Source organism: Thalassoglobus polymorphus (assembly GCF_007744255.1).
GTDB lineage: Bacteria > Planctomycetota > Planctomycetia > Planctomycetales > Planctomycetaceae > Thalassoglobus > Thalassoglobus polymorphus.
In genome coordinates this window covers 3,863,264-3,878,804 of sequence record NZ_CP036267.1, presented here as the reverse complement: position 1 = coordinate 3,878,804, position 15,541 = coordinate 3,863,264, and the positions used below count along the sequence as shown (strand labels likewise).

10 protein-coding genes are annotated in these 15,541 nt (G+C 50.3%); 3 read left to right on the top strand and 7 right to left on the bottom strand.

What is annotated here, in order from left to right:
* Positions 1-17: 17 nt before the first annotated feature.
* From Mal48_RS13925 to Mal48_RS13905, 5 genes are all read right to left on the bottom strand, one after another.
* Entirely contained in the window at positions 18-1,967 is a 1,950-nt protein-coding gene (locus Mal48_RS13925) for a sodium:solute symporter family protein (RefSeq protein WP_145200540.1), read from the bottom strand.
* 530 nt (positions 1,968-2,497) lie between these two features.
* Entirely contained in the window at positions 2,498-2,683 is a 186-nt protein-coding gene (locus Mal48_RS13920; RefSeq protein ID WP_145200537.1) for a Sec-independent protein translocase subunit TatA/TatB, read from the bottom strand.
* 577 nt (positions 2,684-3,260) lie between these two features.
* Positions 3,261-4,733: a hypothetical protein gene (locus tag Mal48_RS13915; protein ID WP_145200534.1), complete on the bottom strand. Its 1,473-nt coding sequence runs from the start codon at positions 4,731-4,733 to the stop codon at positions 3,261-3,263.
* Positions 4,730-6,379 carry an ABC-2 transporter permease gene (locus tag Mal48_RS13910; RefSeq protein WP_145200531.1) on the bottom strand — a complete coding sequence of 550 codons (1,650 nt, stop codon included), beginning with the start codon at positions 6,377-6,379 and terminating at the stop codon, positions 4,730-4,732. The genes Mal48_RS13915 and Mal48_RS13910 overlap by 4 nt, the downstream gene beginning before the upstream one ends.
* A gap of 57 nt (positions 6,380-6,436) precedes the next feature.
* Entirely contained in the window at positions 6,437-7,339 is a 903-nt protein-coding gene (locus Mal48_RS13905) for an ABC transporter ATP-binding protein (RefSeq protein ID WP_145200528.1), read from the bottom strand.
* 308 nt (positions 7,340-7,647) lie between these two features.
* On the opposite strand from Mal48_RS13905, the gene Mal48_RS13900 reads away from it, so the two are divergent.
* Entirely contained in the window at positions 7,648-9,405 is a 1,758-nt protein-coding gene (locus Mal48_RS13900; RefSeq protein ID WP_145200525.1) for an ABC transporter permease subunit, read from the top strand.
* On the top strand, positions 9,402-10,703 hold the full coding sequence (locus tag Mal48_RS13895) for a CNNM domain-containing protein (protein WP_145200522.1): 1,302 nt from the start codon (positions 9,402-9,404) through the stop codon (positions 10,701-10,703). The genes Mal48_RS13900 and Mal48_RS13895 overlap by 4 nt, the downstream gene beginning before the upstream one ends.
* Here the strand turns inward: Mal48_RS13895 and Mal48_RS13890 are convergent.
* Entirely contained in the window at positions 10,700-11,485 is a 786-nt protein-coding gene (locus tag Mal48_RS13890) for a hypothetical protein (RefSeq protein WP_145200519.1), read from the bottom strand. The two genes, Mal48_RS13895 and Mal48_RS13890, sit on opposite strands and share 4 nt — an antisense overlap.
* A gap of 546 nt (positions 11,486-12,031) precedes the next feature.
* The gene (locus Mal48_RS13885; protein WP_145200516.1) at positions 12,032-13,213 is read right to left on the bottom strand and encodes a glycine C-acetyltransferase; all 1,182 of its coding nucleotides are present in this window, start codon (positions 13,211-13,213) and stop codon (positions 12,032-12,034) included.
* 658 nt (positions 13,214-13,871) lie between these two features.
* Here Mal48_RS13885 and Mal48_RS13880 point away from each other — a divergent pair.
* Complete coding sequence (locus tag Mal48_RS13880) at positions 13,872-15,497, top strand: hypothetical protein (RefSeq protein WP_145200514.1); 1,626 nt, start codon at positions 13,872-13,874, stop codon at positions 15,495-15,497.
* Positions 15,498-15,541 lie beyond the last annotated feature (44 nt).

The window sequence follows — 15,541 nt, the reverse complement described above, 5'->3', positions numbered from 1 at the left end:
GGCTCAAGGGGAGTCGCTTATCCGCCGAGTTGTGCTAACCACCACGTTAAGGCGACGAGCAATCCGACGACGATCCATGAAATGATAAAACCAGCCATCCCGACGAAGCTTGGTGCTGGCAGCTCAATATCTTTGATCGGAATCAGTTTTCCAGTTTCTGGCGGGAGAGGATTCTCCGGCAAGGTACAAGGTTCGTGGACCTTCTCTCCGGGGCGAACAGGTGTTCTTAATAAAGTGAAGAAGTGCTCCAGCTTGCTTTCATCGGGACGCTTCGTGAGGAAACTTGTCAGCAACCCGACACCTGCGCCACCTCCCAGATAGATGACGTACTGCCATGGAATGCTTGTCGCAACTTTTCCCTCTTTCAGCGATTCGTACTTCGTGAAGGGGAAATTGTCCCACAGCCATTCACGGAACAAACCGGGGAGATAGTCAATATTACGTTGTAAGATTTTGGAGCCCTCTTCAGCTGTGGTCCAGTCGAAGGGGGAATGTTTTGTTGTTAGATACCAGAGTCCGGCGGCGGTGAGTGTGGATGTCCAAACTGCAGCGGGCGTGTAGCCTCGCCAGATAATTCCAAACCAAAATGCGAGTCCAATGAACGCTGGCACAGCGTTGACGTATCGAGTAAGGACCTGAATCGCATCATCGAATTGGGACATCAGCAACAGTGACAAAGCAACAATTCCAATTCCGGAAAATCGACCCACCCAAACCATGACCTTTTCTGAAGCTTTGGGGTTGATGAATTTTCTGTAGATATTTTCCGTAAACAGCCCAGAGCCCATCACCATGTGGGCATCGCACGAACTCATGATGGCTGCGAGCAGAGAGGCAAATAGTAAGCCAACAAGCCCCGGGCTAATACGCGGGAGGATGTCGTGAGCAGCGTATCCGAATACGCTATCCGCAAAATCTTTCATCTTGTCTGGATCAGCATTGAGCTCGGCCAGACGTTCAGGTGAAATGAACCCATTCCCGGGGGTCAGGTAAATGATGACACACGCCAATCCAGTGAACGTCCAGGCAATTGTGCAAAGACGTTTCATGAAGTTCCCGACTGTAAATCCGAAGCGTCCTTCGTATTCCGTTTTCCCTGCACCACAAACACCCATGATGTGCGGCTGGACCACAATTCCGATCAACGCGTTGATTGACATCATCACAATATAGAAAATTGTGATCGGCTCTTTCCCCAAGCTCTCGGCAAGCTCTTTCGTGAGCGTCATGCTGAGCATGTCCTCGCCAGAGAAGCCAGGGACTCCTAGATGGAGAGCTGCGAATCCGCCTGGAGCACCGGTGACCTGAGCGGCGTAGTGCAATGCAAACGGGAGGAGGAGAAAAGAGAAAATGATAGTCAGGATTCCCTGGACAAAATCGGTAATGACAGCAGCTCCCAGTCCGCCGGCCAGTCCGTAAATCACAAACATTACCGTCATGGCACCGACGGCATATTCCACGGGAAACTCTCCGCCGCTAAGCCCAGTGACCATTTTTGCACCGAAGAAGAGTGATGCTGAAATAAACGTAATCGAGATACACATGCCGAGAATCGAATACAGCAACGATGTCGATGTGTCGTAACGGGCTTCAAAGAAATCACTGGTTGTGAGCGCTCGCATACGTCGCAAAACTGGGGCCACGATCCAATAGAACGGAGTCGCCCAAAGCCAAAGAAACTGATACCAAATTCCAGCGAGGCCGTTCCGAAATGATCCTGCCGAAACACTAATGGCATGTTCACTACTTGTCCCCGATCCGAAAGCGAAGAACATCATGAAGACTTTGCCAAATCGACGTCCCCCCATGAAGAAATCATCAGAGTCGCTCACCTTTTTGAACGACCAGACTCCGAGTGCGGTGATGCCGAGCAGGTAAGCACACAGAATGGCCCAGTCTGCCCAATGTAGTCCAAGATAGTGTGAGTTGGCTTCTAAGCTGGCAATCGTTTCAGCAGCGAACAGCATGATTTTTCCTGCAACATTTTGAGCCAATTCGAATTCAGAGGTTGCCGGTGCTTATCTTGGCCGTAAGGATCACTTTCACGAGGTGGTGAACTGTTCGCGAAGAGACTGGAAAATAATTATCGGCAATACTCTTGGAATTACAAAATTGACGAACCCGGGAGGCGTGGGGCGGGAGCAGGTGAAACTCCCGTGATTTATGGGAGTTTGATCATCTAGAGCAGTTTGCTCTACCGTGTGCCCGTGAAGAACGCATTTCTCTAATAAAATTGCTGTTCGCCACGAGGCAGGACCTGAACACCAAATCGAAAGATGCTCTCGTGGAGCTTGCGGTTAGTCTGAACATACGCAAGAGGATCTAGTTGAAGGGATTTGCGGTGATCTTAATGAACGTCAGGCAGCCTGTCGGTGAGCGTTAATGTGAAAGAACCGCGGGGGGGGGAAGTCTTGGTATCTTGCATTCGTCACGAGACCAGAACGACCAAGGTCTTTTCGTGGCGAGATTCAGGGCGAGTCATGGTGTGAGTGCCGACTCAGGAGTCGATGTGGTCAGGGTCTTTTTTGTCGTCCTCGTCTGTTTCTTCCATGCCCTTTTTGAAGGAATTGACAGACATTCCCAAGCTCTTCATCGCTGACGGGAGTCGACTGCCAAATAGAAGCAGCACGATCACCGCGAGGATGATTAATTCAGGAGTTCCAAGTCCAAACATACCCAACATAAAACGTCTCACAAAACGGTATTCAGGTCATTGCCAGCGATAGCTGCGTCTGTGTCACAACATCGTCTGAGAACGAGGATGTGCTCAGTTTTGAAGACACTTCTTCACAATGACTCATCGCAAACACTAAGTGTATCGACGAATTCAACAAGACTCAAACAGGCAGGCACGATTTTCTGTTGCGTCAGTTAGAAATCGCAACGCTGCCAGAAATCACAACGCTGTCAGGAGTCACGACGCTGCCAGAAATCACAAGACTGTGTATTCATGAACTTTCTACGCAGGAATTGAGCCAATCAATAAAAAAACGTCCCCGATCTGCACCGGGGACGTTTTGGCTGAAGCATCTATCAAGTGAGTTTTCAGGTTCTCCCTCGTGGTGAACAGCTATTTTCTTAGAGAGACGAGTTCATCACGGGAAGAAGTTCGAGCAGTTCGCTCGAACTCACTCCCCTGAAAAATATCTAGAATCAGTTCTTGAACTGATTCTGAAACTTCAAATTGCTCTCTCAAACGTTGAGGAAAGCGACTATCCCAGAGGTTTTCGGACTGGTTCTCATAGTCGTCTGCGTACCGATTAACCACCTTGCCAAAGCAGGAAGCGGTCGGTGAGATCTTCTCGAATAGTTTGATATTCTGGATTCTCCCAAACTTGCTTGAGTGGGAAATCCTCCGGAACTGGTTCTCCGAGGAGTTCAAGAACCGCTTGCCACATCAAGATCGCCTTGATCGAATCTTCAACGGTATCCGGTTCATCAACCAGCATGACATTACTGCCATCTTCTGCGACATACTGTTGAATGACTGAATCGAGTAGTGCCATCCCTTCTTCAAGGTACTTTTTCGCACCTTCGAAGTCCTGCACGTTACGGTATAACCGGCGACCTTCAGTGAGGTGATAGCGGGCTCGAGTCATCTCGTCACGACGTTCGATTTCGCAATGGCGTTTCCATTTATCGTAAGATGTCGTCTTGCGATACATGTTTTGCCATTTTTGCTTGTCGGCGAGCGTCATGTTGTCTTCCTCGGCGAGTTGCTCGAGGACGTTGTTGTCGTATTCGAGGATAATCGTGCCACCACCGCTCGATTCGATTCGCTTCCGTCCGTAGATGTCGGTCCACTCGCGATAGGCGTCGCTCCAGTTTTTCTGGCTTTCGTTCGCCCATTGCTTGTAGACATTTTCACGTCGAGCAAGTTCCTCTTCGGGCTCGAGGTTGAGTGTCTCGATTTCATCGAGCTGGTCCGCCACTCCGTCCTGTTGATGGAAGCGTGCGTATTCCATCAGGCAACGATAGGGGTAGGCCACAAACAAGGCCTGATCCATACGATGCTGCTCCACATTTGGCAGTTCCAGTGTGTCGTTCGCTTTGAGGTACCACTCACGGGCGACTAAGTAGTTGTCGATTCCTTTGGGGTTGATGGTCTCATCAGGTCCCCCGCCCCAGATCTCAACGTTCGGGTCGCTTAGAAAGAATTGACGGTAGACTTCTTTTTCGTCAGCGACGCCGATCTTTGTTCCAAAGAACTGACCGGTGCTGAACTGTAATTCCGGAACTTTCTTGTTTCGTTCAGTTCCTCGAATCATGAACTTTGCCCCGCGCTTCACCCAGTGGTAACGATCTTTGACGTCGTCGCACTCGGCAGAGACGTTGTAGGTCAAGTTCCATGCCTGGTACTCCCAGACAGCCTTAAAGTGCGGCTGTAAAAGGATGATGGACTCAACCGTTTCGGCGAGTTGGTTGAAGTTTTTCGTGGTCCGGTAGTGGTCGGCTTTCTGCCATAACCAACTCGCGGCAACTCCGCGCATCCCCAGCAGAACCAGGTTCCACGAGGCACTGGTTGGGTCGACATCACCGAGGCTGGACTCTCCCAATTCGTACTCAGTACGCAATTGGGCCAAAGTACCTCCGCGAGAGCCTTCGTTTCTTGTTCCGTCTTCTTTCAGGACCGCCGGGGTCGAAGGAGGACCCAGGAACAAAACCGGAATGAGTGCTAACAAAGCAACTCCGGCATAAAGCAGCTTTCGCTGCTGAACAGTAAGTTTGCTCATTTGTGCTCAAGCTCCCGTAATTGAAGACTAAAATAACCAAGAATAATTAATGGGAATAAAAAACCGAGAGTAATCAAAATGCTTGGTAGCAACGCTCCTGTCCAAGGGACGTCATACCCGTTAGCTGTGTATTTGTTCATGCTGAAAAAAGTGAAATCGGGAATGACAGAACGCACAACAAACAGGATGTTGAAGACCGTCTGATCGAGCCTCTCTATAATATCTTTCGCAATTCCGAGGTTGTCGGGAAGGGGGGATGTTTGATTCATTCCGGTGACAAGCCGGTAAATCGACTCCAACATCCCTCCACCAATGACCTTGCCGTCCTGTCTTTCTTGCTGCTGTTTGACTGCTTCATTGACGAATTCGTAGATCACATTTCCCATGATGATCATGGAGCCTGTGAGTAATGTTGAGACGGGACCTTTCACGAAACAGCTCGATGTCGTTCCAATCGAGACGACCAGAACCAGCATAAACGCCAAGCCGATATTTGCCTTCAGGTAGGAGGAGAGGAAGGATCGGTCTTCCATTCGAACGAAGAGATCCCCTTCGGCGCAACCGATATACTGTTGATCGTCGATACAAGCGACTTCAACGGTTAATGAGCCGTTGTCGATAAGGTCATCGAACAGATTCGCGACCTTCGCATTTGCTCCGACTTCGTAGCTCTCCTGATATTCAATTTCGCCCGGAATTACGACGACTGAGAGTTCCGGGTCCTGTTTGTGTTCTGCCACAGGGTAGGATTTTTCAATCGGGACCCGCAATTTTGTGGTCGGATTGACGAGGGTGATTTGATATCGAGTCTGCTCTTCAATATCGCCCTTGTATGTTCGGAATGCTTCAAACTTTTGCTCAAAGCGAATCTCTCCACGTTTTCTCAGCTCGGCTGTATCGAGGTTGTCAAACTTCCAGATGGCCCGCGCCTTCGAGAGTCCTTCAATGTAACCCCGGTATTCCCAGATGTCTCCAACATTTGTGCCTGTCTCAGAAGGTTGACCGGTGCGTGTCAGGAAGGAAAGACTTCCATAGGCTGGCACACGCGCGATCAGTTGATCTTTCGCCTGTTGCGGAACCTGTCGTTGAATCCAAACGTACCCGAAGATCGAAGTGACGGCGAGCACCGACAAAACGACACCGGAATATCCAACGATTCGACCGATCACAATTTCACTTCGGCGAACCGGTTTCGTCACGACGGTATGCATTGATTTCGCTTTGATATCTGCCGGAAGTCCCCAGCAGGAAATCAAAATCGCCATCAGGTTCAGCAAGAAGTACATGATGGTCATTACGAAAGTGATGTACGGAAGAGCGGGCTTTTCTGCGTCGGAACTGGAAAGAAACCAGCCGCCGAACATGAACAGCAGGAGGAACAGCAAGCCAATAACAAAGGCTTTCCGGCTGATCGCTTCTTTGATCGTCAGCGATGCAATGGCTCCAATGCGACTGAGTGAAAGACGTGTTAAATCACGGAATCCACGCTTTAGTGTATTCCAGAACACACGAGGACCGGACGTCCCTCGATATGCAAGCGATCCAGCGAAACCGGCTGCCAGGCCGATGATCGAACATGCCACAATTGCGATAACCCAATTCAATAACGCTGCGGCAACGTCAAAGGATGGTGGTTCAATAGACATGATTACCTCAGTCCGAATTATTGTATGGAGAGAATTTTAACGACACGAAGCGAGACTTTAAGCGCTTTCGCTCGTTGGACGTTCGCCCGGTTCAAACCGACGTCCTGGTCGTGCTTCACTCTCAGCAACAGTTCGTAAGAAGAGGTCTTCCAAAGTCGAAGTCGGATGAGAAATGTTTTTCACGTCCGCTCCATGTTTTTTCAGTGTTTCTTTGACATCACGAATTGCTTCTTCACTCAAAGTGCTTGTGAGCAGTTGAGTCTCATCGTTTGATGACAGCAGTTCCTGAACATTTCCGATCACCTTCAACTCACCGCGGAAGAGGATCGCAATTCGGTCGCACACATCCTGGACATCTGCCAGCAGGTGGCTGCACATGACGACAGTTTTTCCCTCGTCCCGAAGCTTGAGGATCATGTCTTTCATGTCCCGTGTTCCGAGTGGGTCGAGTCCACTGGTCGGTTCATCAAGAAGGACAAGTTCCGGATCGTTGATCAGGGCTTGAGCTAATCCGATTCGTCGCGTCATCCCTTTTGAATACTCTTTGAGCTGTCGCCGCCGTGCTTGATCCAAGCCGACCCGTTTAATGAGCTCGTCACTTCGTTTCCGACGTTCCGCTTTCGACATCTTGAATAACCGCCCATAAAACTCGAGCGTCTCATCCGCATTCAAGAAGCGATATAGATATGATTCTTCCGGCAGGTATCCGATCCGTTCGTTCTTTTCGACGTCATGTGCAGGCTGACCCAGAATTCGAACCTGACCTTCAGATGGGAACAGGAGCCCCAGCAGAAGTTTCAAGGTTGTCGTTTTCCCTGATCCATTTGGCCCCAGCAGACCAAAAATTTCGCCACGTTTGACATCCAGGCTTAAGGAATTGAGAGCCTTGACTTTAGAGCGTCCCCAGAAGTCTCGATAAACTTTCGAGAGGTTGCGGATTTCGATTACAGAATCTGACATCAGTTCCTCTAGGTTGTTCGTGAACAGGAGCGGATGCTCCGATACAAAGAAACGAAAAAGTATAAATGCGGGATCTGTCCCGAATTCGGGGCAGAAGAGTCACTGTTCTCAATGAAAAAAAGATTGTGACACAAATAACACACGTACACTTTACGGATCGGACCTGGGACTTTCAACGAATTCGACACCTCAACATCAGCACCTTCGCATAAAATTTGCACTTCCCCTCATAGCCACTTTCGTCGTCAGCGTTTATACTTCGCATTCTGAAATTTCAATTCGATAACCCAGTCCTCGCGGAGATTGCGTTGCTTGCTGGACCACTTGTCACCCGTGAACTCACAACTGACCCACGAAAACCGAAGCACTTCGGGATCAGAGCTGGCTATGCGGCAGCCCTGACGATTCTGGTGTTCACAGGTGCGCAGGCGACCTTTGCGCTCGCTCCGCCGCGTGGTTTAGGCGATATTTCCCGTTTTGGCGTCTTCATCTTCAACCTGCTCAGCTTTGTGCAACTGGTTGTTGTTCTGGGGACATCATTGCTTTTTACTGCAGGAAGCGTGGCTCAAGAAAAAGATCGCCGCACTCTAATTCTGCTGTTAATGACAGATTTGAGGTCCAGCGAACTCGTAATCGGGAAAGCGATCGCCAGCTTGCTGCCGATCTTCGTGATGATTCTGGTCTCTATTCCGATCTTCACATTACTGACTCAGCTGGGAGGAGTGACTTTCGAACAAGTTGTCTGGTTTGAGGCCCTCTGTTTTGTCACCGCATTGGCAGCCGGGAGTTGGGGGACGCTCGTCGCTTACTGGAAAGAGAAAACATTTCAGATCATCGCCATCACATTAATGGGGGCAGGGCTCTTTCTGGGGGCTGTCGAGGCGGTCGGTTTTCTTGGAGGAGAAAGCTCGTCACTAGCCATGATCGCTGGTGCTCTCAATCCGTTTCGTGCACTTGGTGACATTCTTAATCCGCTTACAAGCCAGCCGAACGTTGTGATCCCGGCTGTTCAAGCATGGCCAGCAGTCACAGGGCTGTTTTTGCTGGCATCCGGTATTTCGATCTGGACCTGTTTACGGGTTCGAGTCTGGAACCCGCCCCGCACGATCTTCATCAAATCTGAAGAATCAAGTGCAGTTGAGAAGACGAGTGAGGAGAGCGGAAAAGAACCATCGCACGTTCGCGATTCACGCACGATCTGGGAGTCGCCAATTATCTGGCGAGAGATTTGTACACAGGCCTACGGAAAAAAAGTCGGACTCATCAAGGGAGCGTACTTTGCGTTCGCTGTGGCTTGCATCTTCTGGCTGCGGCAGATTCCAGAAGAGACCACGTTCATGCTGGGCATTATCTCTGCGCCCGGCTTGGCGTTTACCCTGCTTTCTCTGATCTCATTCATTTTGATCAACGCTCAGGCGGTGACCTCCTTAACTTCCGAGCGTGACGGCCAGACTCTGGAACTCCTGCTCGTCACTGAGGTCACAGCCAAAGAATTCATCTTCGGTAAGATGGGTGGTGTTCTCTTCAATATGAAAGAAGTGATTCTCGTCCCGTTTTTGTTTGTGGCGATGTCCTGGATGCGCGGCGAGATGAATATGGAGTCGCTCATCTTTATCATTATCGGAAACCTGACACTGGTCCTGTTCGCCACAGCGCTCGGAATTCATTCTGGCTTGTCCTTTGAAAACTCGCGATCAGCGATCTTGAACAGTTTGGGGACCGTCTTCTTTCTGTTCATCGGAATTTTTGTCTGCATGATTTTGATTGTCGAAGCACGTAGCTCATTCGAGATGCAATTTGTTCCATTTATTGCTTTCATCGGAGGGGGCAGCCTGGGCTTGTGGATGTCGCTGACGCATAAAAATCCTTCGACTGCTTTGTCGATCTGCGGATTGATCCTGCCGTTCATGACGTTCTATGCCATTGTCAGCTTTTTACTGGGAAATACAGCCGCTGTGCTGATGGCGGTTTTGTTCCCGTTCGGCTTCACGATTACTGCAATTCTAGTCCCTGCAGTGAGCGCCTTCGATGTTGCTCTTGGGCGAACGACAACTGATCGAGGATGAACGAACTTTTTGCGACAGTCTCCGTGTGGCTGCCTGGGGCGCTCCTGATGAGCATGCTCATTCTGGCGTCGGCTTTTTTCTCGGGAAGTGAGACAGCATTATTTTATCTCTCCCGCGAAGAGTTGCGTCGGCTGCATTCAGGGGGATCAAGTGCGCGACAGGCTGCGAAACTGATGCGTCAGCCAGACCAGCTTCTGACGGTTGTTCTGTTTTGGAATCTGGTCATCAATCTCTCTTACTTCTCCATCAGCCTGGTGACTGCTAAGCGGCTCGTGGAAGCAGGTGCTCCGACGATGGCCGGAGCTTTCAGTCTCCTTTCACTCCTCGTGATGATCCTGTTCGGCGAAGTCGCTCCGAAAAGCCTTGCTGTATTATTCCGCAGGACAATCGCTGTCTGGGCGAGTTGGCCGCTTTCTGGGGCCGTGCGTGTTCTGGCTCCGATTCTGCCAGTCCTGGGAGCAACAACTCGCGGATTACGCAGGGCGATGTGGCCGCAACTGAAAGCCGAGCATTATCTGGAGCTGGATGATATCGAAAGAGCCATTGAGACCTCTGAGCTTGGTTCAGAACTCGTGCAGCTTGAACAAAAAATCCTCGGGAGGATTCTGCATCTTTCAGAAATGACTGCAGAAGAGCTGATGCGCCCGCGTGGAACTTACGAAATATATCAGTCCCCAATCACCATTGAGGATATCCACAATCATTCGCGGATGCCGGCCTATCTGTTGATCGGTGGGGAAGACAGAGACACGATCAGTTCAGCCATCCCACTTGATGAGATCAGTTCACTTCCAGAGCGAGATCTGGAAGCGATGGCGGAACCGGTCACTTATGTTCCCTGGTGTGCGACTGCCGCGGAATCTCTGGGCCAGTTGCGGTCTCAACTGATTAGCATCGCTGTGGTGATCAATGAATATGGCGAATCGATCGGCGTGATGACGGAAGATGATATTCTCGACACACTTCTCGATCCGGAATCAAGCAGGGCAAAACGTCTTTTGGACCGTGAACCGGTTCGACGGCGGAAGGATGGGAAGATCATTGCCGAAGGGGTGACAACACTTCGCTATTTGTCGCAATGGCTCAATATTGATTTCGAACCGGACGAAGACAGGCTGCTGACCATCGTGGCGTTAATGCACGAATCTCTGGAGCGATTCCCTGAAGTCGGGGATGAATCAGTTTGGGAAGGCTTACACTTCCGGGTCATCAAAGAGGGGGGACCTGGCGAACCGATTCTCGTCGAGGTCGCAAAGCATATCCCTGCGACCGACGACGAATCCAATTCCTCGTATTAATTTTCTACGGGAGCAGCTTTCCCTCGCTCAGGTTGGTAAGTCCATTCAGGCTCACCTTTGAACTGGAACTCCTTTGAAGTCGGGTCGAATTCATCTCCGGGGCGATAGAATCGTTGAACGATAACTTTACGCCAGATTTCCGGCTCTTCAATTGTCCCTTTGTTCTCGTACCCGTTTGAGAAGCCTGTCATGATGATTTTGAAGTGGTCGGTCTTTGGATCAACGTTCTTCCAGGTCGCCACTCCATAAATCCAAGGCTGCTTTTCGGCATCCTCTGCAACCGCTTCCGGGAAGTCCTGAATCACTGAAACAGAGTTGTTCAATGGTACTCGTTCAATTTTCTCGATTTCCTTGATCGCGCCAGGCAAGACTTGATCCGGGAGAATCTGGTTTGGAATTTCTGTGTTGGGATCGTCGTAAGTCACGAGCGTAAACTGCGGGATAAACTGCATCGGCCCTGGCAAAGGATCAAGTTGGTTCACAGCGAGAGTGTCACTTCCCTCACGCGAGCGGAGAGGTCGGTTGATTGCACGCCAGACGAGGTACCAGACTTCTGTTTTCTTGGCATCGCTTGCTTTGGGATCTTCAGGATCAAGCCAGGCAAGGCGAACCAGTTTAATCTGCACTTCCATCACTTGCAGCGATGGTTGTCGAACCACTTCTGCGTTCAATGCTGTCGAAGGAATCTGTCGATCAAAGCCTCGCGTGAGCTGAGCTTGGGCATCGACTGCAAGAGTGAAGATGATCGCTGTCGTGAGCACAAAGTAAGATGGAATTTTCATTCTGTAACCATTCTTGGTCGAATGTTTGAGTCCCTGTCCGGAAACCTTCGTCGCGAAACCTTTTCAATGGAACGAAAAGAGCTCAGCAGGTTTCAGGATCAGTTCTAGAAAGATCGATTCATTATCCAAACTCCGATAGCCAGGTCAAACCGAACCAGCATCGAACTTCCCCTGTTTGGTTTTCGATGATAACTCAGGCTGGAAACCAACGAACAGGCCGACTTTCATCGATTGATGACAAACCTCTGGTCACGCTTCCAGTTTTTCCGGATTTGCAGAAGCTGAATCAGCCGAGAATGAAGCTTTGATGTGAAACATCCAGACAAACAGCAGGATCGACACAACCGCTACGAGAGCATTTTTCGAGTTGGTGTTCAGGTTCTGCCTCTTGGCGAACAGCATTTTTTGAGAGAAATGCGTTCTTCACGGGCATCGACTTCACGCGCATCCAGTCGAACAAACTGCTCTATAACAGGCATTGGTGATTCTTATGTTCGTGAAGAACAACTTGCGTCAATGGAAACGGGACTCGTCCCGGTGCATCACTTAGATTTTGAGTTCCGCTTTCACTTCCGCGAACTGCTTCAGGGCGAATTGCAAATCTTCTTGCGAGTGTGCAGCGGACATTTGGGTCCGGATTCTTGCCTCTCCTTTGGGGACGACGGGGAACGAGAAGCCTGTGACGTAAACCCCTCGTTTAAGGAGTTCATCCGCCATGCTGTTTGCCAAGGCGGCATCGCCGAGCATGATCGGGACAATAGGATGCTCGCCGGGGAGGACCGTGAATCCGAGTTTTTCGATTTCAGTTCGGAAGAAAATCGTGTTCTCTTTGAGCTTTTGAATCTGAGATTTGTCTTCGCTGAGGAAATCGAGTGCTTCAATGGCAGCAGCCACGATTGGAGGAGCGAGAGAATTCGAGAACAGGTAAGGACGTGAGCGTTGTCTCAACCAGTCAATTATTTCTTTGCGACCAGCTGTGTATCCTCCGCTCGCACCTCCGAGGGCTTTGCCGAGTGTTCCGGTGATGATGTCGACCCGATCCATCACGTCGCAATGTTCATGCGTCCCGCGACCGTTTTCACCGACGAATCCGACAGCGTGGGAATCGTCCACCATGACAAGCGCGTCGTACTTTTCTGCTAAGTCGCAGACGGATTGCAGGTTGGCGAAATACCCATCCATCGAGAAGACGCCGTCTGTGGCGATCAGCTTGAAGCGAGCCGACTCGGTCTGTTTGAGTTGCTCCTCAAGGTCGTGCATGTCGTTATTTTTGTACCGAAAACGCTGTGCTTTGCATAAACGAATGCCATCAATAATGCTCGCGTGATTCAAGGAATCAGAGATGACAGCATCCTGGTCTGTGAGAAGCGTTTCGAACAGGCCGCCATTGGCATCGAAGCAGGACGAATAAAGAATCGTCTCTTCCATACCGAGGAAATCGGACAGTTTTTGTTCAAGCTGGTGGTGAATCGTTTGCGTTCCGCAGATGAAACGGACCGATGCCATCCCGAATCCCCACTCTTCCAAAGCCTGCTTGGCGGCAGCCACAATTCTTGGATGATCTGCCAAACCCAGGTAATTGTTCGCGCACAGATTCAAGACTTCCTGTTCGGCAACGAGAACACGCGCGTTCTGCGGCGTCTGGATTTTGCGCTCTCGCTTTTCCAGTCCCTGCTCGCGGACCTCTTCGAGTTGTTTTTGTAAATGCTGTTGAATTGAGCCGTACATTGGAAGTTCCTGATTTGTTTTGCTGGTCGCTTGAAGTCTCCAGCGAAACCGGTCTGTGCTTCTGACAGCTCCAAGTTTTGCATCTTGGGTCAGTTTTCAGAAGTGACAAGGCTTGGTTTGCCCGGAAAATCGTCATCAGATCGCAAAGCGGCGTTTCGAGTCAAGGTGCTATTGAATCTGTTGAAATTTCTCCCGGTCCTCTCATCCCTCGAGCCCTCGACCATTAGCTTCGGCCTGTCGATCACCTCTGTTCTCGTTTACGGGGGAGCGTAAAAAGGATGTGTTTTTGAGACGTATCGCTAAAACTGGTCGTTGTTGTGCAATTCGTAAGTTTCGTCAGTATTCGTGTGACCCGCAATGATGGCAGGTTTTTTGGTTGTGAACAGAGCTCTCTCAGTTCTTGGTCGACTTCGCTGTCCGAGTAAATCTAGAGTCGTAGAACACAGTCTCTTTGCTCTGATGCCATTCCATGTGGGCGATTAATGGATTTGATTGTCTTGATGGTTGAGCGGTTTAAGAACCTGTCCGGTGACCGATGCAGTGAAGGCTTTCTCACAATTTGAGGAAGTCGCCTCGGGGATTCGGATTGTTTCCAGGCAACTCAGGTTGCGGCAGACTGAGGGTGTCTCAAGCTTTCTCTTATGATAAGTTCCGTCCCATGAGTACAGTCATCGAAGACGTTGATCAACATCCGGTCGAAGAGACTCCCGTGACCAGACAATACCAAACTGAAGATGGACAACCGAATCTCGCTCTTTTGGAGGACCGTACTCCCGAAGGGCTGAAAGCCTCCAGTGCAGTGACACTGATTATCGGAGTGCTCGGGACGTTGTTCGTTCTGCTCAATTATTCGCCTTTGTGGCATACCGATTTCTGGGGACATCTCCTCTATGGGGAATGGATCTGGTCACACGGTGCACTTCCCAAAACAGAACCGTTCATGCCTCTTTCGGTAGGGATGTCATTGACCGACACAGCTTGGCTGAGCCAATTGATCGGTTATCTTACGATTGAACAGTTCGGGGTTTCGGGGATTCAATTCCTTTATGCCTCGTCGATTGTTTTCGTCGCTGGCTGTCTGGCGTTTTCGCTTTATGCTCGGACTCAACATGCCGCAATTTCATTGCTGGCAGTCTTCCTGTTCTACTGGACAGATTACCAACAACTGGCAATCGTCCGCCCTCAGCTGACTGGGATGATGTGCTTCGCTGCGGTTCTGGCGATGGCGACATCTTTCCGCTGGCGAATATGGTATTACCTTGCGATTCCAGCGATCTTCGCAGTTTGGGCGAATCTTCACGGCTCGTTTATCATCGGCATTGTGACGCTCGGAGCGTTGACCGTCGGTCGCGCAATCGATGTGCTGCGTCGAACTAAGAATGTCAAGATGGTCCTGGCAGAGTCGCGGACACGTCAGTTGTTTATTCTCACTGAACTCGCAGCCGCGGCGGCTTTGCTCAATCCATACGGAATTGGAATTTATCCAGCAGTCTTCTCGATTTCCGGTCATCCGAACATGGCCGGAGTGATTGAGTGGGAGCCACTTACTTTGCGAATGAAGCAAGGTCAGGCGGCTGCAGTCCTTGCTTTGAGTTTAATCGCTCTGTACCGCCTCTCACCGCGTCGCGTAACGACGGGGGAAGTCCTGCTATTAGTCGGCTTCGGAATGGGGGCAATGTGGACTTCGAGGATCATTGTCTGGTGGGCTCCTGTCGCTGCCTACTATTTTGGATTGCACGCAGCAGCGGTCTGGCGCGTTTGGATGAAGTCGCGACCACCTGCACCGAAACGTGGCGGATTGTACTCCGTTTCCATTTTGGGACTGTTGTGGATCTTCTTTGCATACACACCGTTTGGAGGGGCAGTCCTCCATGGTGGCCCCAAGACTCCAGAAGAATCTCGCAAGCGATTTGAGAAAAGTGTTTCCAGATCGACACCTCTCGAAGCTGCCAAATACCTGAAGCAGCATCCACCACAAGGGCAGATTTACAACACGTTTGACTGGGGAGATTACCTTCTTTGGGCAGGTCCAGAGGACTTGCAGGTCTTTGCTGCGTCGCACGTGCATCTTATCCCTGAAGAAGTCTGGGAGCACTACAACGCCGTGTCGCATGGTTCGTCGTCATGGCAAGCGATTATGGATCGTTACAGCGTGAACACGATTGTTTTGAGGCCGAGCAGGCATCCTGCACTGGTTGATCGAATCAAGCAGGAAACCGCGAAATGGAAGACGGCTTACGAATCCAACACCACAATAATTTTTGAGCGTAAGAATCCGATTTAAAGCAAAGTCAAGATTGCTCTTTACGTTCTGCTCGCCACGAGGCA